Source organism: Massilia haematophila (genome assembly GCF_042647645.1).
In the GTDB taxonomy this organism is placed as follows: Bacteria; Pseudomonadota; Gammaproteobacteria; order Burkholderiales; family Burkholderiaceae_D; genus Telluria; species Telluria haematophila.
This window is the reverse complement of the sequence record NZ_JBHRVV010000001.1, coordinates 2,550,386-2,575,548: the sequence shown is the minus strand read 5'-3', so window position 1 is coordinate 2,575,548 and position 25,163 is coordinate 2,550,386. Positions and strand designations below refer to the sequence as shown.

The 25,163-nt window shown below is 65.6% G+C and carries 21 protein-coding genes; 19 read left to right on the top strand and 2 right to left on the bottom strand.

Translation table 11 applies throughout. The features are described from left to right. Positions 1-132 precede the first annotated feature (132 nt). Positions 133-1,491 (top strand): 23S rRNA (uracil(1939)-C(5))-methyltransferase RlmD, encoded by a 1,359-nt coding sequence (gene rlmD, locus ACFOPH_RS11470; RefSeq protein WP_312553668.1) that lies wholly within the window; start codon positions 133-135, stop codon positions 1,489-1,491. Between the two features lie 3 nt (positions 1,492-1,494). Here the strand turns inward: rlmD and ACFOPH_RS11465 are convergent, their stop codons facing one another. Together ACFOPH_RS11465 and ACFOPH_RS11460 are read right to left on the bottom strand one after the other, a co-directional pair. After that, on the bottom strand, positions 1,495-4,155 hold the full coding sequence (locus tag ACFOPH_RS11465) for a hybrid sensor histidine kinase/response regulator (RefSeq protein ID WP_379735333.1): 2,661 nt from the start codon (positions 4,153-4,155) through the stop codon (positions 1,495-1,497). A 129-nt stretch (positions 4,156-4,284) separates the two neighbouring features. Beyond that, on the bottom strand, positions 4,285-4,974 hold the full coding sequence (locus ACFOPH_RS11460; RefSeq protein WP_379735331.1) for a Bax inhibitor-1/YccA family protein: 690 nt from the start codon (positions 4,972-4,974) through the stop codon (positions 4,285-4,287). A gap of 307 nt (positions 4,975-5,281) precedes the next feature. Between ACFOPH_RS11460 and ndk the strand changes: the two genes are divergently transcribed. The 18 genes from ndk to ACFOPH_RS11370 all read left to right on the top strand — a co-directional run bounded on the left by ndk (position 5,282) and on the right by ACFOPH_RS11370 (position 25,125). Then, a complete protein-coding gene (ndk, locus tag ACFOPH_RS11455) occupies positions 5,282-5,707 on the top strand; it encodes a nucleoside-diphosphate kinase (protein WP_036249276.1) in 426 nt (141 codons plus the stop codon). A gap of 130 nt (positions 5,708-5,837) precedes the next feature. Beyond that, complete coding sequence (gene rlmN / locus ACFOPH_RS11450; protein ID WP_312553863.1) at positions 5,838-7,007, top strand: 23S rRNA (adenine(2503)-C(2))-methyltransferase RlmN; 1,170 nt, start codon at positions 5,838-5,840, stop codon at positions 7,005-7,007. Next, the gene (gene pilW / locus ACFOPH_RS11445; protein WP_379735328.1) at positions 7,004-7,813 is read left to right on the top strand and encodes a type IV pilus biogenesis/stability protein PilW; all 810 of its coding nucleotides are present in this window, start codon (positions 7,004-7,006) and stop codon (positions 7,811-7,813) included. The genes rlmN and pilW overlap by 4 nt, the downstream gene beginning before the upstream one ends. 7 nt (positions 7,814-7,820) lie before the next feature. Then, positions 7,821-8,837, top strand: coding sequence for a helix-turn-helix domain-containing protein (locus ACFOPH_RS11440; RefSeq protein WP_379735326.1), 1,017 nt, complete (start codon positions 7,821-7,823; stop codon positions 8,835-8,837). Positions 8,838-8,889: 52 nt separating this feature from the next. Further along, on the top strand, positions 8,890-10,146 hold the full coding sequence (gene ispG / locus ACFOPH_RS11435) for a flavodoxin-dependent (E)-4-hydroxy-3-methylbut-2-enyl-diphosphate synthase (protein ID WP_312549728.1): 1,257 nt from the start codon (positions 8,890-8,892) through the stop codon (positions 10,144-10,146). Between the two features lie 126 nt (positions 10,147-10,272). After that, positions 10,273-11,619 carry a histidine--tRNA ligase gene (hisS, locus tag ACFOPH_RS11430; protein ID WP_379735324.1) on the top strand — a complete coding sequence of 449 codons (1,347 nt, stop codon included), beginning with the start codon at positions 10,273-10,275 and terminating at the stop codon, positions 11,617-11,619. 54 nt (positions 11,620-11,673) lie between these two features. Further along, positions 11,674-12,327: a YfgM family protein gene (locus tag ACFOPH_RS11425; RefSeq protein ID WP_379735322.1), complete on the top strand. Its 654-nt coding sequence runs from the start codon at positions 11,674-11,676 to the stop codon at positions 12,325-12,327. 103 nt (positions 12,328-12,430) lie between these two features. Continuing rightward, positions 12,431-13,585 (top strand): outer membrane protein assembly factor BamB, encoded by a 1,155-nt coding sequence (bamB, locus tag ACFOPH_RS11420; RefSeq protein ID WP_379735320.1) that lies wholly within the window; start codon positions 12,431-12,433, stop codon positions 13,583-13,585. Between the two features lie 9 nt (positions 13,586-13,594). Continuing rightward, on the top strand, positions 13,595-14,938 hold the full coding sequence (der, locus tag ACFOPH_RS11415; RefSeq protein WP_312549735.1) for a ribosome biogenesis GTPase Der: 1,344 nt from the start codon (positions 13,595-13,597) through the stop codon (positions 14,936-14,938). Positions 14,939-15,138: 200 nt separating this feature from the next. Further along, positions 15,139-15,375, top strand: coding sequence for an RNA chaperone Hfq (hfq, locus tag ACFOPH_RS11410; RefSeq protein ID WP_026354376.1), 237 nt, complete (start codon positions 15,139-15,141; stop codon positions 15,373-15,375). 32 nt (positions 15,376-15,407) lie between these two features. Next, positions 15,408-16,616 (top strand): GTPase HflX, encoded by a 1,209-nt coding sequence (gene hflX / locus ACFOPH_RS11405; protein WP_312549768.1) that lies wholly within the window; start codon positions 15,408-15,410, stop codon positions 16,614-16,616. 6 nt (positions 16,617-16,622) lie between these two features. Continuing rightward, on the top strand, positions 16,623-17,915 hold the full coding sequence (gene hflK, locus ACFOPH_RS11400; protein WP_312549746.1) for an FtsH protease activity modulator HflK: 1,293 nt from the start codon (positions 16,623-16,625) through the stop codon (positions 17,913-17,915). After that, positions 17,915-18,787: a protease modulator HflC gene (hflC, locus tag ACFOPH_RS11395; RefSeq protein WP_312549747.1), complete on the top strand. Its 873-nt coding sequence runs from the start codon at positions 17,915-17,917 to the stop codon at positions 18,785-18,787. The genes hflK and hflC overlap by 1 nt, the downstream gene beginning before the upstream one ends. A 359-nt stretch (positions 18,788-19,146) precedes the next feature. After that, on the top strand, positions 19,147-20,301 hold the full coding sequence (locus ACFOPH_RS11390) for an ATP phosphoribosyltransferase regulatory subunit (protein WP_312549748.1): 1,155 nt from the start codon (positions 19,147-19,149) through the stop codon (positions 20,299-20,301). Positions 20,302-20,304: 3 nt separating this feature from the next. Next, positions 20,305-21,621, top strand: a complete 1,317-nt coding sequence (locus tag ACFOPH_RS11385) for an adenylosuccinate synthase (RefSeq protein ID WP_312549749.1) — start codon at positions 20,305-20,307, stop codon at positions 21,619-21,621. Between the two features lie 145 nt (positions 21,622-21,766). Further along, on the top strand, positions 21,767-22,306 hold the full coding sequence (locus tag ACFOPH_RS11380) for a phosphoribosyltransferase (protein WP_312549750.1): 540 nt from the start codon (positions 21,767-21,769) through the stop codon (positions 22,304-22,306). 169 nt (positions 22,307-22,475) lie between these two features. Further along, positions 22,476-23,072 (top strand): MarC family protein, encoded by a 597-nt coding sequence (locus ACFOPH_RS11375; RefSeq protein WP_312549751.1) that lies wholly within the window; start codon positions 22,476-22,478, stop codon positions 23,070-23,072. A 1-nt stretch (position 23,073) separates the two neighbouring features. Further along, positions 23,074-25,125 carry a hybrid sensor histidine kinase/response regulator gene (locus ACFOPH_RS11370; RefSeq protein WP_312549753.1) on the top strand — a complete coding sequence of 684 codons (2,052 nt, stop codon included), beginning with the start codon at positions 23,074-23,076 and terminating at the stop codon, positions 25,123-25,125. Positions 25,126-25,163: the final 38 nt, after the last annotated feature.

Sequence of the window (25,163 nt, the reverse complement as noted above, 5' to 3'; positions counted from 1 at the left end):
TTTTGTGGCCGCAGGCCGCAGTTGAAGTTGGTGGTGCGCCGTTTGATGCGCCAACAATGATCACCGTTCCGCGTGGGCACGGAGTGCCCACCCTACGTTCTCTCTCCGATTCGCGTTACCTCATCTCTATCAATGCAAGAAACTTTTATCGAAATTAAGTCGCTGGACGCGGATGCGCGCGGCGTCGGCCACCTCGAGAACGAGGACGGCACCCCGGGCAAGGTGATCTTCGTCGAGGACGCACTGCCGGGCGAGCGCGTCAGCTACGAGGTCAAGCGCAAGAAGAAGAACTGGGAGTCGGGCCGCATGGTGACCCTGCAGCGCGCCTCCTCGATGCGCGTCGAAGCCCGCTGCGAGCATTTCGGCTATTGCGGTGGCTGCTCGATGCAGCACCTGGAACCGACCGCGCAGGTGGCGATCAAGCAGCGCACGCTGGAAGATAACCTCTGGCACCTCTCGAAGGTCAAGGCCGGCAACATCATGCGCCCGCTGCAGGGCCCGACCTGGGGCTACCGCTTCCGCGCGCGCCTGTCGGTGCGCCACGTCGAGAAGAAGGGCACGGTGCTGGTCGGCTTCCACGAGCGCGCCTCCTCCTACGTGGCCGACATCCGTTACTGCCACATCCTGCCGCCCCACCTGGGCGGCATGCTCATGCCGCTGCGCGAACTGGTCGGCTCGCTGTCGATCTACAACCAGATGCCGCAGATCGAAGTGGCGGTCGGCGAGGAAACCACGGCGCTGGTGCTGCGCATCATGGCGCCGCTAAGCGCCAAGGACGAGGAACTGGTCAAGGCCTTCGCCGACGAATGGGGCATCCAGTGGTGGCTGCAGCCGAAGGGCCCGGACACCGTCTACCCGTTCTACCCGCTCGACCAGGAGCTGTACTACACGCTGCCCGAGTTCGGCGTGCGCATGCCCTTCAAGCCGACCGATTTCACCCAGGTGAACCACCAGATCAACCGGGTGCTGGTGCACAAGGCCCTGCGCCTGCTGGAAGTGCAGAAGGACGAGCGCGTCGCCGACCTGTTCTGCGGCCTGGGCAATTTCACGCTGCCGCTGGCGACCCAGGCGCGCGAGGTCGTGGGCATCGAGGGCAGCACCACGCTGACCACGCGCGCGCTGGAAAACGCGAAAGCCAACGGCCTGGCGGAGAAGACCACCTTCTACACGCGCAACCTGTTCGAAGTCACGGCCGCCGACCTGGTGGCGCTGGGCCGCTTCGACCGCATGCTGGTCGATCCGCCGCGCGACGGTGCGATCGCGCTGGCGCTGGCCCTGGCCGAGCTGCGCGAAAGCGGCCAGACCGCCTTCCTGCCGAAGCGGATCGTGTACGTCTCGTGCAGCCCCTCGACGCTGGCGCGCGACGCCGGGATCCTGGTGCACCGCGCCGGCTATGTGATGCAGAAGGCGGGCGTGGTCAACATGTTCCCGCATACCTCGCACGTCGAATCGATCGGCGTGTTCGAGCTGCCGGAAGGCGACGCCGCTTAAGCCTTAGGCGCCGGCCCGGTTCGCGCTGGCGCCGCCTGCCAGCAGCGCAAACAGCCGGGCCGGGTCGGCCGGCTTGACCATGAAATGGTCGAAGGCCGGGCTGGCATGCGGCGCCGCCTCGCGCTGCCCGTAGCCGGTCAGCGCCAGCAACAGGGCGTTCGCGGTTCCCGGCAAGGCGCGCAGGCGGCGCGCCAGTTCATGTCCATCCATGCCCGGCAGGCCAATGTCGAGCACGCAGGCATCGAAGCGGCCCGCCTGCGCGGCCAGCAGCGCCTCCTTCGGATCGTGCAGCACGGTGACGCGGTAGCCGCTCGATTCGAGCAGCATCGCGATCGTCGTCGCCGCATCGACATTGTCGTCCACCACCAGCACATCGAGGCCGGCCGCCGGCGCCGGCGCGAACACGTGCGCGGCTGCGGTGTCGGCGTCCACTGCCGCGGGCGCGGTCCGGCGCGGCAGGCGCACCGTGAAGCGGCTGCCGGCCTCGTCCCCGCCGCTGTCGGCGCCGACGCTGCCGCCATGCAGTTCGACCAGGCTCTTCACCAGCGCCAGTCCCAGGCCCAGTCCGCCCTGGGTGCGGTCGGGCGTGCGCTCCGCCTGGGCAAACAGTTCGAACACCGTCGGCAGCAGCGCGGCGTCGATGCCGATGCCGTTGTCGCTGACCACGATCGCGACCTGTTCGGGCGTGACCGTCATCGCCAGGCTGAGGCGGCCGCCTTCCGGCGTGTACTTGGCAGCGTTGTTCAGCAGGTTGGCCAGCACCTGCACCAGGCGCTTGTGGTCGCCCTCGACGAACGCCGGCTCGGCCGCCAGGTGCAGCGCGAGCGCGTGGCGGCGCGCCTCGACCAGCGGGCGCACCTGTTCGGCGGCGTCGGCCACCACGCGCTTGAGGTCCACCGGCGCGCTTTGCAGCACGACCAGGCCGCGCGTCACGCGCGAGACGTCGAGCAGGTCGTCGATCAGGCCCGTCATGTGCGCCACCTGGCGCGTGATGATGCCGCTGGTGCGGGCGATGCGCTGGCCATCCGCCTGTCCCATGTTGAGGATTTGGGCCGCCGCCGCGATCGGCGCCAGCGGGTTGCGCAATTCGTGCGCGAGCATGGCGAGGAACTCGTCCTTGCGGCGGTCGGCCGCGCGCAGCGCTTCCTCGGCGCGCACCCGTTCGATGGCGCTCCAGGTGCGCTCGGCGACGTCGGCGACGACCCGCACCTCGTCCTCGCTCCAGGCACGCGGCGCGGCATGGTGGACGAACAGGCAGGTCATCACGGCGCCGTGGCGGTTCAGCGGCGCCCCCACGGCCGCGTGCACGTGGCGCGCCGCGAATGCGGGCCAGACCTGCGCGCCGCCAGTGCGCGGGTCCTGCGCCAGGTCGTTCGACACCCACAGGTCGCCGCGCTCGAGCACGGCGAAGTTTTCCTGCCCAAAGGCGGCCGTGGGGTGGGTGCCGCCGAGTGCCTCGACGCCGTCGACGTGGTTGGTGTGGAAGGTCAGCAGCTTGCGCCCGGCGTCGAAGTCGCCGAACACCACGCGGCTGACCTGCAGGAAGCGGGCAAGCTGGGCGCCGCTCTCGCGCAGGATGGCGTCGACGTTGTCGAGCCGGCGCAGCAGGTCGGCCAGGTTCAGCTGGAATTCGAACACGGCCAGCAGCGAGGACTGGCGCGCCACCGCGGCGCGCAGCGCCTGGCCCGCATTCGCGCGCTCGTTCGCGCTCCAGACGTGCTCGGCGATGTCCGAGGCCAGCTTGCGGTCCTCGAGACTCCAGTGGCGCGGGCTGTCGTCGAGGACGTTCATGGCGCCCAGCAGGCGCCCTTCGCGCGCGTAGGGTTGCACCAGCAGCGCGCCGATGCCGAGGCTGGCGTAGGCGGCGGCATACGGCGCCGTGCGTGGATCGCTGGCAATGTCGTCGATCGCCACCTGGCGGCCCGCGCGCAGCTCGCGCAGCACTTCCTGGCCGAAATCGTCGAGCATGGCTTCCCGGCCGACCAGGTCACCGGCCCCGGTGGGCGTCCAGTGGGCGTGGATGCGGAAACGGCCGATGCTCTCGTCGTTAATGCCGTGGAAGATCTGCGACGCGCCCAGGTAATGCCCCAGCATGTCGTTGGCGACGGCGGTGATCTGGTCGGCGTCGGTCAGGCCGCGCAGGCGCTCGGCCAGCTGTAGCTGCAGCGCCTGGCGGTTTTCGAGGGCGAAGCGGGCGGTGGTCTCGTTGATCACGCACAGCGCGCCGGCCACTGCGCCGCTTTCGTCGCGCAGGGGCGAGTAGGCCAGGGTGAAGCGGCCTTCGAACGGTTGGCCGTTGCGGGTGATCGTGCGCGCCACGTCTTCGCCATAGGTCGGCCGGCCAGCCAGGGCCTGCTCGACCAGCGGCTGCACGCCGTTCCACAATTGCGGCCACACCGCGCGCAGCGGACTGCCCAGTGCCGCCGGGTGCTTCGCTTCGAGAAGTTCGATGTAGGCGTGGTTGTAGAGTAGCGCCAGCTCCGGCCCCCAGGCGATGAACATCGGGAAGCGCGAGTCGAGGATCATGCCGACCGAGCTGCGCAGCACGGGTCCCCAGGTGTTGGGATGGCCGGCGGGACTGCGTGACCAGTCGCGCGAGGCGTAACCGACGCGGATGGCGCTAGCGCTGGCGAGCAGGTCGAAGGGGCGAGGTGCTGCTTGCATGCATTGTTACGCGAGAAGAAAGCCCAATGATACGTTGAATCTGCTGCGCATAACCATGCGGAAGTATTTTTATCCGCCAGGCATTAAAAAAAGCCGACCCGCAGGTCGGCTTTCGTGATGCTGTTGCGCTTAGTCGCGGTCGCCGCCGGCGAAGCCCAGCAGGGCCAGCAGGTTGCTGAAGATGTTGTAGACGTCGAGGTAGATCGCGAGGGTGGCGCTGATGTAGTTGGTTTCGCCGCCGTTCACGATGCGCTGCACGTCGTACAGGATGAAGGCCGAGAAGATACCGATCGCCAGGACCGAGAACACGATGGTCAGCGCCGGGATCTGCAGGAAGATGTTGGCCACGCCGGCCAGCAGCAGCACGATCACGCCGGCGAACAGCCAGCTGCCCATGGCCGAGAAATCACGCTTGCTGGTGGTGGCGATGCTTGCCATCACGGCCAGCACGACGGCGGTGCCGCCGAAAGCGGTCATGATCAGCTGGCCGCCGTTGCTGTAGCCCAGGGTATGGCGCAGCAGCGGGGTGAGCATCAGGCCCATGAAGAAGGTGAAGCCCAGCAGCACGGCCACGCCGACGGCGGAGTGCTTGGTCTTTTCGATGGCGAACATGAAGCCGAAGGCGACCGCGAGGAAGATGACGAAGCCCATGCCGCCGCTGAGCATCGGCAACTGCATCGACACGCCGATGAAGGCGCCCAGCACGGTCGGGACCATGGACAGCGCAAGCAGCCAGAAGGTGTTGCGCAGGACTTTGTTGCGCGCGACCTGGCCTACGGCCACGTCGTAAGCGGGTTGCTTTTGCAGGATGGGGTTCATGTTGCCTCCGGTTGGATGATTGGTATTCCACTCAAGCATAGCATGGCGTACGTACCGCAAGTTCCAGTCTTAAGCCAAGCATAAGTCAGGCCGCGCAAGATGGCAGCCAATTTCATGCTTTAAGTCAATGCCTGTCGCCTTGCTTGCGGATCGATGCTGCATTGACAAGGCGGTTTTCGGCCGCCACTCTATCACTTTGCGGCGTGCCGCCGCAATATCGGCTATATGGGGCGAGGTATGGTAAAATCAAAGGTTGATTGAGTTCTCAACTTCTCGATTTAAACCTTTCTTTTTATTGGAGTTTTACATGGCAATCGAACGCACCCTGTCGATCATCAAACCAGATGCAGTTGCAAAAAACGTGATCGGCCAAATCTACAGCCGCTTCGAAGGCGCTGGCCTGAAGATCGTTGCCGCTCGCATGACCCAGCTGTCGCAAGCTGAAGCCGAAGGCTTCTACGCCGTGCACGCTGCCCGTCCTTTCTTCAAGGACCTGGTCAACTTCATGATCTCGGGCCCGGTCATGATCCAGGTGCTGGAAGGCGAAGGCGCCATCCTGAAAAACCGCGACCTGATGGGTGCAACCGATCCGAAGAAGGCTGAAGCCGGCACCATCCGCGCCGATTTCGCCGATTCGATCGACGCCAACGCCGTGCACGGTTCGGACGCTGCCGAAACCGCCGCCGTGGAAATCGCTTACTTCTTCCCAGCACTGAACGTCTACTCGCGTTAATTGGTCAGGGGGAGCGCAGTCCGGGCGCGCCCCGGTCGACTTCTCCCCGGACTAATTGAAAAGAGTAAACCGCTTGACTTCGGCCGATGGCCGCGGGCAAGCGGGCTCTGTAATACATAGGAATATTGCCATGACGACTCTCACCAACCTGCTGGACTTCGATCCCGCGCAACTTGTCGCTTACTGCGCCGAATTGGGTGAGAAACCGTTCCGCGCCAAGCAACTGCAACGCTGGATCCACCAGTTCGGCGCGTCGAATTTCGACGACATGACCGACCTGGCCAAGTCGCTGCGCGAAAAGCTGAAGACCCGCGCCGAGATCCGTGCGCCGGGCATCATCAGCGACCATACCTCGAGCGACGGCACCCGCAAGTGGCTGGTCGACGTCGGCAACGGCAACGCCGTGGAAACCGTGTTCATCCCGGAAGAAAACCGCGGCACGCTGTGCATCTCGACCCAGGCCGGCTGCGCCGTCAACTGCCGCTTCTGCTCGACCGGCAAGCAGGGCTTCAACCGCAACCTGACGGTCGCCGAGATCATCGGCCAGCTGTGGATGGCCGAGTTCGAGCTGCGCCGCACGAAGGGCATCGAGCCCGGCCCGAAGGGCGAACGCCAGATCACCAACGTGGTCATGATGGGCATGGGCGAGCCGCTGCTGAACTACGAGCCGACCGTCACCGCGCTGAAACTCATGCTCGACGATAACGCCTACGGCCTGTCGCGCCGCCGCGTGACCCTGTCGACCTCGGGCGTGGTGCCGAACATCGACAAGCTGTCGCAGGACGTGCCGGTGGCGCTGGCCGTGTCGCTGCACGCGTCGAACGACGCCCTGCGCGACATCCTGGTCCCGCTGAATAAAAAATACCCGCTGCGCGAGCTGATGGCCGCCTGCAAGCGCTACCTCGAGTTTGCGCCGCGCGACTTCATCACCTTCGAATACTGCATGCTCGACGGCTTCAACGACAGCGACGAGCACGCGCGCGAACTGATCGCGCTGGTGAACGATCCGATCGTCGGCGTGAACTGCAAGTTCAACCTGATCCCGTTCAATCCCTTCCCGGAATCGGGCCTGACCCGTTCGAAGAACCCGCGCATCAAGGCCTTCGCCGAAGTGCTCATGAATGCCGGCATCGTGACCACCGTGCGCAAGACGCGCGGCGACGACATCGATGCCGCCTGCGGCCAGCTGGCGGGCGAGGTCAAGGACCGCACCCGGGTCGCCGAGCGCATGGAAAAGATGGCCGAGTACCAGAAGAAGTTCGGCGCCGACTTCGGCCGCATCGTGGAGATCCCTTCTTGAACGCGGCGGGTCGGACCGTAGCAAACCGTCTTGCGGCCGCGCTTGCGCTGGCCGTGCTGGCCGCCTGCGCCAGCCCCGGCAACGCGCCGGCCGAGCTGAAGACCGTGTCCGACCAGACCGCGGCCGAGAAGCGCGCCGCGATCCGCCTGCAACTGGCGGTCGAGTACTACCAGCAGGGCAAGTACGACATTGCCCTCGACGAAATCAAGAAGGCCATCGCGGCCGATCCCGACTACGCCGACGCCTACGGCGTGCGTGCGCTGATCTACACCGCGATGGGGCAGCTGCCGCTGGCCGAAGAGAACTACCAGCATGCGCTGCGCCTGGCGCCGCGCAATCCCGAGCTGGCCAACAACTACGGGTCCTTCCTGTGCCAGAGCGTGAACCGCCCGCTTGATGCGCTGCGCCAGTTCGAGTCCGCGCTGAAGAATCCGGCCTACCGGACGCCGGTGAGTGCCCTCGCGAACGCCGGGCTGTGCAGCCTGAAGACCCGCCAATTCGACGCAGCCGAGCGCTACCTGCTCGACGCCTTGCGTTACAACCCCGACCTGCCGGCGACCAGCGCCGGGCTGGCACGGGTGTACTACGAGCGGCGCGACTACCAGCGCGCCGGTTTTTTCATACACCGCCTGACGGAGGTGTCGAAGCTCGACACCCTGTCCGCCGACGCCTTGTGGCTGGCCATCCGGGTCCAGCGCAAGTTGGGCGACCGCTCGATGGAAGCCAGCCTGTTGGCGCAGCTGCGGCGGCGCTTCCCCGGCTCGCCCGAATTCGCGGCGTACGAGCGCGGGGCATTCGATGAGTGAGACGACAATGACTTCAGAGCGCGCAGACCAAAGCGCCACGCCCGACAACCACCCCCAGCACGGCCATCCCGGCGCGACCCTGGCGGCCCAGCGCGAAGCGATGGGCTGGTCGGTCGAGCAGGTGGCCGAGCAGCTCAAGCTGGCGGTGCGCCAGGTGGTGGCGATCGAGGCCGGCGACTATGCGTCGCTGCCCAGCCCCGCGGTGACGCGCGGCTTCGTGCGCGCCTACGCCAAGATCCTCAAGCTCGACGCCGCGCCGCTGGTGGCGATGATCAAGATGGACGAGCCGGCCCCGGTGGAAAGCGGCCCGGTCGTGCGCCGCGAACGCCCGACCTCGTTCTCGCATTCGCGTTTCCCGACCCACGGCAGGCGTTCGAGCCTGCCGTTGCGCTGGGTCGGGGCCGCCGTGCTGGTGGCCGCCGCCGCCGGCGCCGCCTGGCATTTCGGCCTGATCGCGCTGCCGGGCGGCGAGGTTGCGGACGGCGGCGAGGTCATCACCACCGTGCCTGCCGACAGCGTCGGCGCCGGCGCCACGGACGGCGCCGCCCATAACCCGACCGTGCCGCTGATCTCGGTGCCGGCGCCGGGCGGCACGCCTGCACCGGCCACGCCGGCCACGCCGAACACTGCGCCGAACACTGCGCCGAACGCCGCACCAGGCGCTGCCCCGGCCACTGCCGCGCCGGGCGCCAACGCGCCGGCTGCGAACGCTCCGGTTGCCAATGCCCCGGCTGCGAACGCGCCGGCCGCGGTCGTCACCGCCACCCCGGCCGCAGCCGCCGCCGGCGCCAATACCCTGGTGCTGAACGTGCGCGAAGACTCGTGGATCGAAGTGCGTCCGCAGGGCGGCAAGGCCCTGATCTCGCGCCTGGTCAAGGCTGGCAGCACCGAGACGTTCGAGGTGCCGGGCAGCGCGACCCTGGTGGTCGGCAACCCGAAAGGCGTCTCGGCCACGCTGCGCGGCGCCGCCGTCGAGCTGCCGCAACTGCCGGGCAAGACGATCGCGCGCGTGACGATCAAGTAACGAACAGACCAGCGATCAACAAGCCGTACCTGCAAAGAATCGAAAGCCCAGAATGACTTCAACGAACCTGCCCATTCCATCCGGTCCGATGGCGCGCCGCGCCAGCCGCCGCGTGCTGGTCCAGCACGGCGCGCGCAAGGTCTGGATCGGTGGCGACGCCCCGGTCGTCGTGCAGTCGATGACCAACACCGACACCGCCGACGTGATCGGCACCGCGATCCAGATCAAGGAGCTGGCGCGCGCCGGTTCCGAGATGGTGCGCCTGACCGTCAACAATCCGGAAGCCGCGGCCGCCGTGCCCCTCATCCGCGAACAGCTCGACAAGATGGAGGTGGATGTGCCGCTGGTCGGCGACTTCCACTATAACGGCCACCTGCTGCTGCGCGACTTTCCCGAGTGCGCGCAGGCGCTGTCGAAGTACCGCATCAATCCGGGCAACGTGGGGCAGGGCGCCAAGCGCGACACCCAGTTCGCCCAGATGATCGAAGTGGCGATGAAGTACGACAAGCCGGTGCGCATCGGCGTCAACTGGGGCAGCCTGGATCAAAGCCTGCTGGCGCGCATCATGGACGAGAACGCCGCACGCGCGAACCCGTACAGCGCCCAGGCCGTGATGTACGAGGCCCTGATCACGTCGGCGATCGAGAACGCGGTCAAGGCCGAGGAGATCGGCCTGGCCAGGGACAAGATCATCCTGTCGTGCAAGGTGTCGGCGGTGCAGGACCTGATCGCGGTCTACCGCGAACTGGCGCGCCGCTGCGACTATCCGCTGCACCTGGGCCTGACCGAGGCCGGCATGGGCAGCAAGGGCATCGTCGCCTCGACCGCGGCCCTGTCGGTGCTGCTGCAGGAAGGCATCGGCGACACCATCCGCGTTTCGCTGACCCCGGAACCGGGCGGCGACCGCACCAAGGAAGTCGTGGTGTCGCAGGAAATCCTGCAGACCATGGGCCTGCGCAAGTTCACCCCGATGGTGATCGCCTGCCCGGGCTGCGGCCGCACCACCTCGACCGTGTTCCAGGAACTGGCGGACAATATCCAGACTTTCCTGCGCGAGCAGATGCCGGAGTGGAAGAAGGTGTATCCGGGCGTGGAGGCGATGAACGTGGCCGTGATGGGCTGCATCGTCAACGGTCCGGGCGAGTCGAAGCACGCGAATATCGGCATCAGCCTGCCGGGCACCGGCGAATCGCCGGCCGCGCCGGTGTTCGTCGACGGCCAGAAGGTCGCCACGCTGCGCGGCGAGCGGATCGTCGAGGAGTTCCAGAACATCGTTCTGGAGTATGTGAAGAAGAATTACAGCAAATAAGGTAGGGTGGGTTCTCGAACCCACCGGTCGTGCCGTTGCGTACCGTAGCGCGTGACGACGCCCGATTGATCGAATGCCGTACCGGTGGGTTCAAGAACCCACCCTACAGAACCGAAGAACGCAAACATGTCCAAACCCGAAAAAATCGCCGCCATCAAAGGCATGAACGACATCCTCCCGGCCGATGCGCCGCTGTGGGAGCTGTTCGAAAACACCGCCGAAACGATCCTGAAAAGCTACGGCTACCAGAAGATTGTCACCCCCATCGTCGAGGAAACCCGCCTGTTCGCGCGCGCCATCGGCGCCGTGACCGACATCGTCGAGAAGGAAATGTATTCCTTCGAGGATTCGATGAACGGCGACCAGCTGACCCTGCGCCCGGAAGGCACGGCCGGCGTGGTGCGCGCGGTGATCGAGCATAACCTCGTCTACGAAGGTCCGAAGCGCCTGTGGTACAAGGGCCCGATGTTCCGCCACGAGCGTCCGCAGCGCGGCCGCTACCGCCAGTTCTTCCAGTTCGGCGCCGAAGCCGTGGGCTTTGCCGGTCCGGACATCGACGCCGAGCTGATCATGCTGTGCCGCCGCCTGTGGGACGACCTGGGCCTGCAGAACGTGCGCCTGGAACTGAACTCGATCGGCAACGCCGAGGAGCGCAACCGCCACCGCGCCGACCTGATCGCCTATTTCGAACAGCACATGGACGTGCTCGACGCCGAAGCCAAGCGCCGCCTGCACAGCAACCCGCTGCGCATCCTGGACACCAAGAACCCGGCCATGCAGGAGATGGTCAATGGTGCCCCCCAGTTGCTGGCTTACCTCGGCGAGGAGTCGCTGGCCCACTTCAACGGCCTGAAAAAACTGCTCGACCGTAACAACGTGCAGTACACCGTCAACCCGCGCCTGGTGCGCGGCCTCGATTACTACAACCGCACCGTGTTCGAGTGGGTCACCGACGAGCTGGGCTCGCAGGGCACGATCTGTGCCGGCGGCCGCTACGATCCGCTGATCGAAACCTTCGGCGGCAAGAACACGCCGGGCGTCGGTTTCGCCATGGGCATCGAGCGCATCATCGAGCTGATGAAGTCCAAGGGCGAGCCGCTCCCGCCGAGCGGGTGCGACGTCTATATGGTGCACCAGGGCGAGGAAGCCCAGATGCAGGCCTTCATCCTGGCCGAGCGTTTCCGCGATGCGGGCCTGGATGTTGTGCTACATTGCGCAACGCCGAGCGGCGCGGGCAGCTTCAAGAGCCAGATGAAGAAGGCCGACGCCAGCGGCGCCGCGTTCGCGGTCATCCTCGGCGAAGACGAGGTCGCCAACAGCGTGGCGGCGGTGAAGTCGCTGCGCGCGGTCGAGGGCCAGTCCGGCGAGCAGCAGCAGGCCAGCGTGCCCTTCGACGCGGTGGTCGACCACGTGGTCGACGCCATCATCGGCGCGCACGACCATGACCACGACCACGTGCATTACCACCCGTAAGACAGTACCAGAAGCATTCAAGTCTCCGATCCATCGATAACTATTAGACGAACCATGGCATACGACCTCGAAGAACAAGAACAGATAGCCTCCTTCAAGGCTTTCTGGTCCAAGTACGGCAACCTGATCATCTGGGTGCTGATCATCGCGCTCGGCTCCTTCGCCGCCTACAACTTCTGGAACCAGCACGTGCGCAAGCAGTCGGTGGAAGCGTCGGCGCTGTACGACGAATTGACCGACGCCGTCACCGCGAACGACAACGCCAAGGCCCAGCGCGTCGCGTCCGACATCCAGGACAAGTTCAAGCGCACCGCCTACGCCCAGATGAGCGCCCTGGGCGCGGCCAAGACCGCCTTCGAGGCGAACGACCTGAAGACCGCCAAGACCCAGCTGCAATGGGTGGTCGACAACGGCGACGACGAATACCAGTCGGTCGCCAAGCTGCGCCTGGCCGGCGTGCTGCTGGACGAGAAGAACTATGACGGCGCCATGAAGCTGCTGGACGGTAAGTTCCTGCCGCAGTTCTCCGCCGAGGTGCAGGACCGCAAGGGCGACGTGCTGGTCGCGCAGAACAAGATTGCCGATGCGCGCAACGCCTACGTGGCCGCGCTGGCCGCCATGGGTCCGAAGCATCCGGGCAGCCAGCTGGTGCGCATCAAGCTCGAAGCGATCGGCGGCAGCGCCCCGGCCGAGCCGAAGGCAGCGTAATCCTGCACTTGAATTAAGGTAACCCCACAGCCAGGGCCTGCCTTTCGGCAGGCGCTGGCTTTGCGTCCTTATACACTTCAGACTAAGAACAAGGCTAAAGAAAATGCGTATTACCCGTAAGCTGGTTGGTGTCGGTGTCCTGGCCCTGATGACGGGCTGCTCGACCTTGAGTTCGCTCAACCCGTTCTCCTCGAAGGACAAGACCAACGAGCCGGCCAAGCTGGAAGAACTGAAAGCGACCATGGCCGTGCGTACCGCGTGGAAGCTCGACATCGGCAAGGCCCGGGGCTACCAGTTCTCGCCTGCGCTGGCCGGCAATACCCTGGTCGTGGCCAGCGCCGACGGCGCCATCGTCCGTGTCGAAGCGCTCGATGGCCGTGCGATGTGGCGCATCAAGGCCGGTTCGAACCTGACCGCCGGCGTGGGCACCGACGGCAACGTGATCGTCGTCGGCGGCGCCAAGGGCGTCCTGATGGCCTTCGACATGGACGGCAAGGCGCTGTGGAAATCCCAGCTGTCGAGCGAAATCCTGTCGAGCCCGGCCGTGGGCGAGGGCGTCGTCGTGGCGCGCTCGATCGACAACCGCATCGTCGGCATCGACGCCAGGACCGGCGAGACGAAGTGGACCGTGCAGCGCCCGTCGCCGCCGCTGACCCTGCGCAATGCGCCGGGCATGGTGGTGCACGACCGCGACGTGATCGTCGCCCAGCCGGCCGGCAAGCTGACCTCCTTCCTGCTCGCCACCGGCGCCCCGCGCTGGGAAGTCGAAGTGGGCGTGGCGCGTGGCGCCACCGAACTGGAGCGCGTCACCGACATCGGCGGCGCACCGGTGATCTTCGAATCCGACGTCTGCGCCGTGTCCTACCAGGGCCGCGTCTCCTGCTTCGACCTGGCCTCGGGCTCGCCGCGCTGGAACCGCGACCTGTCCTCGGAAGTGGGCGTGGCCGTCGACCAGCGTTTCGTCTTCGCCGCCGACGACCGGGGCGCGCTGCACGCGTTCGCCCGCGACACCGGCACCAGCGTCTGGAAGAACGACAAGCTTGCCTTCCGCGGCCTGTCGACTCCGCTGTCCTACGGCCGCGCGGTCGCGGTCGGCGACTACCAGGGTTATATCCACTTCCTGTCGCGCGAGGACGGCGTCTTCCTGGCGCGCGCGGCGCTTGACGGGAGCGCCGTCAGCGGCACGCCGCTGGTGGCCGGATCGAACCTGATTTTTCAAACACAAAATGGAACTGTGGCCGCGATCGCGGTCGAATAGAATAAATACATGAAGCCGGTAATTGCACTCGTTGGTCGCCCGAACGTCGGAAAGTCGACCCTATTCAACCGCCTGACCCGTTCGCGCGACGCGCTGGTGGCCGACCTCCCTGGCCTGACGCGCGACCGCCACTACGGCGAAGGGCGCATCGGCGAGCGTCCGTTCCTGGTCATCGACACCGGCGGTTTCGAGCCGGTCGCGAAGGAAGGGATCATGCACGAAATGGCGCTGCAGACGAAGCAGGCGGTGGCGGAAGCCGACATCGTCGTCTTCATCGTCGACGGCCGCCAGGGCCTGACCCCGCATGACAAGACCATTACCGACTTCCTGCGCAAGTCCGGCCGCAAGGTCATGCTCGTCATTAACAAGTCCGAGGGCATGAAGTACACCTCGGTCACCGCCGAGTTCTACGAGCTGGGCATGGGCGATCCTTACGTCATCTCGGCCGCCCACGGCGACGGCGTGCACGACCTGGTCAACGAGGCGCTCGACCTGGCCTTTGCCCAGCGCCCGGAAGACGAAGAAGAGCTGGAGCCCGCCGACCGCGGCGTGAAGATCGCCCTGGTCGGCCGTCCGAACGTCGGCAAGTCGACCCTGATCAACACCCTGGTCGGCGAGCAGCGCGTGATCGCCTTCGACATGCCGGGCACCACCCGCGACTCGATCGAGGTCCCGTTCGAGCGCGACGGCAAGCACTACACCCTGATCGACACCGCCGGTATCCGCCGCCGCGGCAAGGTGTTCGAGGCGATCGAGAAGTTCTCGGTCGTCAAGACCCTGCAATCGGTGTCGGAAGCGAACGTGGTCGTGCTGATGCTCGACGCCCAGCAGGACATCTCGGAGCAGGACGCCCACATCGCCGGCTTCATCCTGGAGTCGGGCAGGGCGCTGGTGGTGGCCGTCAACAAGTGGGATGGCCTGACTTCCGACCAGCGCGACCAGGTCAAGATGGACATCGACCGCAAGCTCGACTTCCTCGGCTTTGCCGAGCTGAAGTTCATCTCGGCGCTGAAGGGCACCGGCATCAAGCAGCTGATGACCGCGGTCGACGCGGCCTATGCGGCAGCCACCGCGAACCTGTCGACGCCGCGCCTGACGCGCGCGCTGCAGGAAGCGATCGAGAAGCAGGAGCCGAAGCGCAAGGGCAGCACCCGTCCGAAGATGCGCTATGCCCACCAGGGCGGCCAGAACCCGCCGGTCATCGTCATCCACGGCAATGCGCTGGAAGGGGTTACCGAGCCCTATAAACGTTACCTGGAAAAGCACTTCCGCGACACCTTCAGCCTGGTCGGTACGCCCCTGCGCATCGAGCTGCGCAGCGGAAAGAACCCGTTTGCCAAGGAACAGAAATAATCGGACTGAAATGCAGGCGAGAAATCGGCCACGCATGGGCCTGTTTAATAAATCCTTAAGTCTAGCAGTACGACAAAAAGCATTAAAACAGGTTACAGTAACCGCAGGCCATCATTCGCAAAGCTGAATCTTGCCCCGTGCACTTGAAAAGGAGGCATTTGCCTCCAATTTTTAAACTACAACAACATTACGGAGCTGTTATGAGCAATAAAGGGCAACTGTTACAAGACCCATTCCTCAATGCCTTGCGCAAAGAGCATGTACCCGTCTCGATCTACCTCGTCAACGGGATCAAACTGCAGGGCCATATCGAGTCCTTCGACCAGTACGTCGTCCTGCTCCGCAATACCGTGACCCAAATGGTGTACAAGCATGCCATTTCCACCGTCGTGCCGGCCCGCGCCGTCAATCTCAACCTCGATTCCGAAGCTGAGTAAGGCCGATGGCTGACGCCCCCGGCACTCCCATGCTGCGCGCCGCGCTGGTCGGCGTCGATTTTGGCGCCGTCGACTTCGGCGCCAGTCTCGAAGAGCTGGCCTTGCTGGCGCGCTCCGCCGGCGCGGAGCCGATCACCACGATCACCGCTAAACGCGCCAGCCCGGATCCCGCGTATTTCGTCGGCAGCGGCAAGGCCGACGAAATCGCCCAGGCAGCCACCGTCGACCACGTCGACATCGTCATCTTCAACCACGCACTGTCGCCCGCGCAGCAGCGTAACCTCGAACGCCGCCTGAACCGCCGCGTCATCGACCGCACCAGCCTGATCCTCGACATCTTCGCCCAGCGCGCCAAGAGCCACGAGGGCAAGCTGCAGGTGGAGCTGGCCCAGTTGCAGCACTTGGCCACGCGCCTGATCCGCGGCTGGACCCACCTCGAACGCCAGAAGGGCGGTATCGGCCTGCGCGGTCCCGGCGAAACCCAGCTCGAGACCGACCGCCGCCTGATCGGCGAGCGCGTCAAGGCATTGCGCGCCCGCCTGACCAAGCTGCGCAAGCAGCACGAAACCCAGCGCCGCGCGCGCAACCGCAACGCCACGTTCTCGGTGTCGCTGGTCGGCTATACCAATGCCGGCAAGTCGACCCTGTTCAATACGCTGACCAAGGCCGGCGTCTACGTCGCCAACCAGCTGTTCGCGACCCTGGACACCACCAGCCGCCGCCTCTACCTGAACGACGAGGTCGGCAGCGTGGTGATCTCCGACACCGTCGGTTTCGTCCGCGAGCTGCCGCACCAGCTGGTCGCCGCCTTCCGCGCCACGCTGGAGGAAACCATCCATGCCGACCTGCTGCTGCACGTGGTCGACGGTTCCTCGGACGTGCGCATGGAGCAGATCGAACAGGTCAACGACGTCCTGCGCGAAATCGGCGCCGACCATATTCCCCAGATCCTTGTATGGAACAAGATTGATGCGGCCGACCTCCAGCCAGGGGTCGAACGTGATGAATATGATAAAATCAGCCGCGTTTTTATCAGCGCCCGCAGCGGCGCCGGCCTCGATCTGCTGCGTGATGCGATCGTCGAGGCAGCCTCGCAGGGAGCCCCGCAAGACGCATTCGAGGCTTCTTCCGCGCCAGGCCTGAGCCCTGAAAACGAAGAGCAGGACGATGCCGCGCCGGATTTCTCCCCGGAGAATCCCGGCGAAAGTATTCCAACCTCCACCCATCTCGGGCCCCATTAAAAGCCTATGTTCGTTTCCTTACTTAAACGGTTCGGCCTCAAATTGTCGCTGAACGATCCACGTTGGGGCCATCGCCCCGACGGTGACCACAAGGCCCAGGAGGGCCGCCGTCCGGGTGAAGGTCCACCCGACCTTGACCAGATGTGGCGCGACTTCAATGCGCGCCTGAACCGCCTGTTCGGCAGCCGCGGCAACAACGGCGGCGACGCCGGCGGCCCCTACCGCGGGGAAGGGCGCGGCACCGGCATCACCGCCACGGTGATCGCCTTCATCATCGCCCTGATCTGGCTCGCCAGCGGCGCCTTCATCGTCCAGGAGGGCCAGGTCGGCGTCGTGACCACCTTCGGCCGCCTGTCGCATACCACCGGCGCCGGTTTCAACTGGCGCTGGCCGGCCCCGATCCAGGCCCACGAGACCGTCAACGTCTCGCAGGTCCGCACCGCCGAGATCGGCTACCGCGACAACGTGCGCAACAAGCAGCCCAACGAATCGCTGATGCTCACCGACGACGAGAACATCATCGACATCCAGTTCGCCGTCCAGTACACCCTGAAGGATCCGGTGGCCTGGGTCTTCAACAACCGCGAGCAGGACCTCACGGTGCAGCAGGTCGCCGAGACCGCGATCCGCGAAGTGGTCGGCAAGAGCAAGATGGACTTCGTGCTCTACGAGGGCCGCGAGAAGGTCGCCGTCGACGTCCACAACATGATGCAGCAGATCGTCGACCGCTACGCGCTCGGCGTCCTGATCACCAACGTGACGATGCAGAACGTGCAGCCGCCGGAGCAGGTGCAGAACGCCTTCGACGACGCCGTCAAGGCCGGCCAGGACCGCGCCCGCGCCCGCAACGAGGGCGAGGCGTATGCCAACCAGGTGATTCCGCAGGCTAGAGGCGCCGCCTTCCGCCTGCAGCAGGACGCCGAAGCCTACCGCTCGATGGTGGTCGAGAACGCGACCGGTAACGCGGCCCGCTTCAACCAGGTGGTGGTCGAGTACGCCAAGGCCCCGGCCGTGACGCGCGACCGCATGTACCTCGACACCATGCAGCAGATCTTCAGCAACACCAGCAAGGTGATGGTCGATGCCAAGTCCGGCTCGAACCTGCTGTACCTGCCGCTCGATAAACTGATTGCCCAGGTGTCCGCGAACAGCGCCGCCGTCGGCAGCGCCCATTCCGGCCCGGTGCAGTCGCCGCAGCAGGATTCGGCGTCGTCGCAGGCAGTGACCCAAGCCCTGGATGCGGTGCGTCAGCGCGACAGCCGCAGCCGCGATACCTCACGTGACCGGGAGACCCGTTGATGAACCGCCTCGTAACCCTTTTCGTGGCGGGCTTTATTGCCCTGATGTTGCTGTCCTCGACCGTCTTCGTGGTCGACCAGCGCCGTTTCGCCATCGTCTTCGCCCTGGGCGAAGTACGCGAGGTGATCGCCGAGCCGGGCCTGCACTTCAAGCTGCCGCCGCCGTTCCAGAACGTGCTCTATCTCGACAAGCGGATCCTGACCCTGGATACGCCGGACGCCGACCGCTTCATCACGTCCGAAAAGAAGAACATCCTGGTCGACGCCTTCGTCAAGTGGCGCATCGTCGAGCCGCGCCTGTACTACGTCAGCTTCAGCGGCGACGAGCGCGCCGCGCGCAACCGCATGTCGCAGATCGTCAAGGCGGCCCTGAACGACGAGATCACCAAGCGCACCGTGCGCGAAGTGATTTCCGGCGAACGCGGCCGCGTGATGGATGCGGTGCGCGACAAGGTCGTGGCCGAGGCCAAGCAGATCGGTGTCGGCATCGTCGACGTGCGCCTCAAGCGCGTCGACTACATCGACCAGATCAACGACTCGGTCTACGACCGCATGCGCGCCGAGCGGGTTCGCGTGGCCAACGAACTGCGTTCGACCGGCGCCGCCGAATCCGAACAGATCCGCGCCGACGCCGACCGCCAGCGCACCGTGATCCTGGCCGAAGCCTTCCGCGAAGCCGAGAAGGTCAAGGGCGAGGGCGATGCGAAAGCGTCCGCGATTTATGCGGAAGCGTTTGGGAAGAACCCGGAGTTCTACAAGTTCTACCGTTCGCTCGAAGCCTATCGCGCCAGCTTCAAGGACCAGGGCGACGTGATGGTGATCGACACGAACTCGGAGTTCTTCAAGTACTTCAAGAATCCGGGCAGCAAGTAAAAGGAAGCCGCGCTCAGCGCGGCTTTTTTATTTGCGCGTAGGGTGGGCGCCCCTGTGCCCACGCGTAAACGTCGAGCAGATGAGACGTCAACAAGGCCGACGGGACGCATGCGTCACGCGTGGGCACAGGGGCGCCCACCCTACGTTTGAATCGAGGGGCGCGGAGGGGCTTGATTCGCCTCATGAATGGCATATACAACCGATTTCCAGTCGCCATTTGGCAACTTGCCAAGCCCATCTGACATCATCGGCTGCCTGTCCCGTTTCATTTTCGGGTAAAATTGCCGATTCGGCGCTGACTTCGTCTTGCACGAGCACGCCACATTGCCTCATCTTTAACAACTCATCCGCTGTCGCCCATGCCGAACTGGCTTTTGCCTGAGAATATCGCCGACGTCTTGCCGTCCGAAGCGCGCAAGATCGAGGATCTGCGCCGCCTGATGCTCGACACCTTCCGCCTGTACGGCTACGAGCTGGTCATGCCGCCGATGCTCGAATACGTCGAGTCGCTGCTCGCCGGCGCCGGCCAGGACACCGACCTGCGCACCTTCAAGCTGATCGACCAGCTGTCCGGCCGCCTGCTTGGCCTGCGCGCCGACATGACGACCCAGGTCGCGCGCATCGATGCGCACCTGCTGAACCGCGCCTCGGTCACCCGCCTCTGCTATGCCGGCAGCGTCCTGCATACCCGTCCTTCCGGCCTGCACGCGACCCGCGAGCCGATCCAGATCGGCGCCGAGATCTACGGTCACGCCGGCCTCGAAGCCGACGCCGAGATCCAGGAACTGGCATTGAGCTCGGTCGCGCTGGCCGGTTTCACCGACGTGCGCCTCGACATGTCCCACGTCGGCATACTGCGTGCGCTGCTGGCCGAAGACCAGGCCGCGCACCGCGACGAAACCCGGATCACCGCGCTGCTGCGCGCCAAGGACGTGCCGGGCCTGGAAGAAATCACCCGCGATTACGCACCGGCGACGCGCGACGCGCTGCTCGCGCTGCCGAACCTGTACGGCGACGTCGAGGTGTTGGCGAAGGCGAAGGACGTACTGCCGGCGCTGCCCGGCGTCACCCGCGCGCTGGCCGAACTGGCCGCGCTGGCGGCATCGGCCATCGGCCGCGCCGAGGTGGCGATCGACCTGGCCGACCTGCGCGGCTACCAATACGAAAGCGGCGCCATGTTCGCGCTCTACGTGCCCGGCCTGCCGAACGCGGTGGCGCGCGGCGGCCGCTACGACCACGTGGGCGAAGCCTTCGGCCGCGCGCGTCCGGCGACCGGCTTTTCGCTCGACCTGCGCGAGCTGGCGCGCCTCTTGCCGACGGCCGAGCGCAAGCATTCGATCCGCGCCCCGTGGGGCAACGCGCCCGAGCTGCGCGAAAAAATCGCTGACCTGCGCAAGGCAGGCGAAGTCGTGATCCAGTCCATGCCGGGTCACGATAATGTTCAGGACGAGTTCGAGTGCGACCGCGTGCTCGTCCTCGAAGATGGAAATTGGATTCTCAAAAACTTAGGTTAAGTGATGTCAAATACTACCGTGGCAAAGAACGTCGTCGTCATCGGCACCCAGTGGGGCGATGAAGGCAAGGGCAAAATCGTCGATTGGCTGACCGACCATGCGGCCGGCGTCGTTCGTTTCCAGGGCGGCCATAACGCCGGCCATACGCTGGTCATCAAGGGCCAGAAAACCGCGCTGCAGCTGATCCCCTCGGGCATCATGCGCGAAGGCGTGGCCTGCTACATCGGCAACGGCGTCGTCGTCTCCGTGCCGGACGTGATGCGCGAGATCGACAAGCTGCAGGCCGCCGGCGTCGAAGTCGCGTCGCGCCTGAAGATCTCGGAAGCCTGCCCGGTCATCCTGCCTTACCACGTCGCCATCGACAAGGCACGCGAAGCCAAGCGCGGCGAGAACAAGATCGGCACCACCGGCAAGGGCATCGGCCCGGCCTATGAGGACAAGGTCGCGCGCCGCGCGATCCGTATCGCCGACCTGTTGAATGCGGATCGATTTGCCGAGAAGCTCAAGGAAAACCTCGAGTACCACAACTTCGTGCTGACCAACTTCCTGGGCGCCGAAGCGATCGACTTCCAGCAGACCTTCGACGACGCGATGGCCCTGGTGCCGCGCCTGCGCCCGATGGTCGGCGACGTGTCGTCCGCCCTGTACGCAGCGCATAAGGCCGGCGGCAACCTGCTGTTCGAAGGCGCGCAAGGCTCGCTGCTCGACGTCGACCACGGCACCTATCCGTTCGTCACCTCGTCGAACTGCGTGGCCGGCAATGCCGCCGCCGGCGCCGGCGTCGGTCCGGGCATGCTGCACTACATCATGGGCATCACGAAAGCCTATACGACGCGCGTCGGTTCCGGCCCGTTCCCGGCCGAACTGCCGACCGACCAGGGCGTCGGCGAACACCTGTCGCGCGTGGGCCACGAGTTCGGCACCGTGACCGGCCGCGCCCGCCGCTGCGGCTGGTTCGACGCCGCGCTGCTGCGCCGCTCGGTCCAGATCAACGGCGTCACCGGCATGTGCCTGACCAAGCTCGACGTGCTGGACGGCATCGAGTCGCTCAAGCTGTGCACCGGCTACAAGATCGACGGCCGCGACGTCGACATCTTCCCGGTCGGCGCCGAGGAAGCCGCGCTGTGCCAGCCGGTCTACGAAGAGATGCCGGGCTGGACCGAGTCGACCGTCGGCGCCAAGTCGATGGAAGAGCTGCCGGCCAACGCCCGCGCCTACATCAAGCGCATCGAAGAACTGGTCGGCATCCCGATCGACATGGTGTCGACCGGCCCGGACCGCGAAGAAACGATCGTGCTGCGTCACCCGTTCGCAGCCTAATTAAAATAAGGACCTCAAAAAACCGTAGCGAGCGGCAGCAGTGTTGGCCGAGAAGCGCAGCTGTACGGACGTACAGCGAGCATCGCAGGCCGACAATGCAACGCGCAGTAGGTTTTTAGAGGTTCAAGAATAGGAAATACCTGAAATGAATACCCCTGCATCGACCGACAAGGACCTCTGGGTTTCCTGGGACGAGTACAACCGCCTGGTCGAGCGCCTGGCACTGAAAGTCTACGAATCGAACTGGAAGTTCGACATGGTGCTGTGCCTGGCGCGCGGCGGCGTGCGTCCCGGCGACGCGATCTCGCGCATCTTCGACGTGCCGCTGGCGATCCTGTCGACCAGCTCCTACCGTGAAGAAGCCGGCACCAAGCAGGGCAACCTCGACATCGCCAAGTACATGACGATGACCAAGGGCCCGCTGCAGGGCAAGATCCTGCTGGTCGACGACCTGGCCGATTCGGGCGTCACCCTGCAGAAAGTGCGCGAGCACCTGACCGAGAACTATCCCGACGTCACCGAAGTGCGCTCGGCCGTTCTCTGGGTCAAGGGCACCTCGGCCTTCAAGCCGGACTACCACATGGAAGACCTGCCGCACAATCCGTGGATCCACCAGCCGTTCGAGGACTACGACGGCCTGCGCCCGCACCAGCTGTCGGCGTGGCTGAAGAAGTTCGAGCAGTAATCGCAAGGAGGGCGGCCAGCGGCCGCCACCTGCCGTGGAAAAAGGCCAGTGCGTTCACGCGCCTGGCCTTTTTTCTTTACGCACGTCATGCAGGCAACAGCCCCGGTGCAAATCGGTTAAGATTGCCGCGAATGCCTGAATCGTCGGGAACCCAAGAACAAGAACACCCATGACACAAAGCTTTTTCCAGACCTTCATCCTCCTCATCCTCGTCACTGACCCATTCGGCAACGTTCCCTTGTTTGCTGCCGCCCTCAAAGAAACGCCGCTGCAGCGCCGTCCACGCATCGTGGTGCGCGAATGCGCGATCGCCTTCCTGCTGCTGTTGATCTTCATGTTCTTCGGGCAGCACTTCCTGGCCGCGCTGCACCTGAGCCCGGTTGCACTGCGCATCGGCGGCGCGGTGATCCTGCTCATCATCGCGATCCGCATGATCTTCCCGCATCCGGACGGCGTGCTCGGACGCAGCGAAGGCGGCGAGCCCTTCATCGTGCCGCTGGCGATTCCGGCGCTGGCCGGCCCGTCGGCGCTGGCCACCGTGTTGCTCTTCAGCGCGGAAAGCGTGTCTGAGACCATGGTCCACGTGGCCGCGCTGGCGGCCGTCGGCGTGGTCTGGCTGGCGGTATTCCTCAGCGCCGAGCGCCTGCAGCAAAAGCTCGGTCCGCAGGTCATGACTGCCTTCGAGCGCCTGATGGGCCTGATCCTGACGGCGATGTCGGTCGAGATGCTGCTTGGCGGTATCCGCGAATTTGTCCAGACCCTCTGATATGAGCGAACCTCGCCCCGGGGCAACGGCCCCGCCCACCCAGGACGCCGCGCTCGATGTGGGTGCGCTGATGTTCCTCAGCGGCGGCGGCAAGGTCGGGGCGATGATGCGCGCGCACGACTGGTCGCGCTCGCCGCTCGGCCCTCCACCAAGCTGGCCGCAGGCGCTGCGCACGGTCGTGGCGCTGATGCTGAACTCGAAGTTCCCGATGTTCGTGGCCTGGGGCGAAGAGCTCGGTTTCCTGTACAACGACCCCTATGTCGAGGTCCTGGGCGAGAAGCATCCGGCTTCGCTCGGTGCGCCCTTCAAGGCGATCTGGGGCGAGATCTGGGGCGACATCTGGCCCATCGTCGAGCGCGCGCTGCAGGGCGAGGGCACCTATTGGGAAAAGCTGCCGCTCCTGATGAACCGCCATGGCTTCGACGAGCAGACCTGGTTCACCTTCTCGTATTCGCCGGTGCGCGATGAAAGCGGCGTGGTGGCCGGCATGTACTGCGCCTGCGTCGAGGTCACCGGGCAGGTGCTGGCCGAGCGCTACCGCCAGCAGGAAAACGAGCGCCTGATGACGCTGTTCGAGCAGGCGCCCGGCATCATCGCCGTGCTGCGCGGGCCTCAACATGTGTTTGAGATCGCAAACAAAAGTTATATCGAGGTCGTCGGGCGCGGCAACCTGGTCGGCAAGACTGCGCGCGAAGTCTTGCCCGAGGTCGAAGGGCAGGGTTTCTTCGAGCTGCTCGACGAGGTCTACAACACCGGCAAGCCGTTCGTCGGCCACGCCCTGCCGCTGAAGCTGGCGCGCGAAGCGGGCGCGCCGCTCGAGCAGCGCTACCTCGACTTCATCTACCAGCCGATCCGCGATCCGTCGGGCCAGGTGGTCGGCATTTTCGTGGAAGGCAGCGACGTCACGCTGCGCAAGCAGGTCGAGGACGAGCTGCGCGCGGCGAACCGCCAGAAGGACCAGTTCCTGGCCATGCTGGCGCACGAGCTGCGCAACCCGCTGGCGCCGATCACGACCGCCGCCCACCTGCTGAAACTCGGCCACCTCGACGCCAAGGGCGTGCGCAACGCCAGCGAGATCATCGCGCGCCAGGCCGAGCACATGACCGACCTCGTCAACGACCTGCTGGACGTCTCGCGCGTCACCCGCGGCCTGGTCACGCTCGACAAGGAAGAGCTGGACGTGAACGCGGTGGTGTCCGGCGCGGTCGAGCAGGTGCGCCCGCTGATCGAGTCCAAGCGCCACGCGCTGACCATGCAGCTCTCGGGCGAACCGGTGCACGTGCTGGGCGACCGCACGCGCCTGGTGCAGGTCCTGTCGAACATCCTGAACAACGCCGCCAAGTACACGCCGCCGGGCGGGCAAATCGCGCTGCGGGTCACGGCGCACGGGGGCCGGGTGACGGTGACGGTGGCCGACAACGGCATCGGCATCGAGCCCGACGTGCTGCCCTATATCTTCGAGCTGTTCACCCAGGCCGAGCGCACCCCGGACCGCTCGCAGGGCGGGCTGGGCATCGGCCTTGCGCTGGTGAAGAGCCTGGTCAACCTGCACGGCGGCACTGTCGATGCCCGCGCCGCGCCCGGCCGCGGCAGCGAGTTCGAGATCTGCCTGCCGCGCCTGGACGCGTTGTCCGGCGCAGCGGCCGGGCAGGAAACCTACGCGGCCGAGGTCGGCGACCAGCCGCTGCGCGTGCTGGTGGTGGACGACAACCAGGACGCCGCGCAGATGCTGGCGACGGTGCTGGAAGTGCAGGGCCATGCGGTCGCGGTCGAATACGATGGCCGTGGCGCCTTGCAGCGCGCGCGCCGCGAGCGGCCCGAGGTCATGCTGCTCGACATCGGCCTGCCCGATACCGACGGTTATGCGCTGGCGCGCCAGCTGCGCGCCATCCCCGAATTGCGCGGCGCGGTCCTGGTCGCACTGACCGGCTATGGCCAGCAGGAAGACCTGCGCCAGGCCGAGGAGGCCGGCTTCGACCATCACCTCGTCAAACCCGCCGACCTCGGCCGGGTGTCGGAAATCCTTGCATCGGTACAGCAGGCCAGACGCTGAGCTTGTGCGAAATGCCCGAGTAGGGAATACTGCGACAG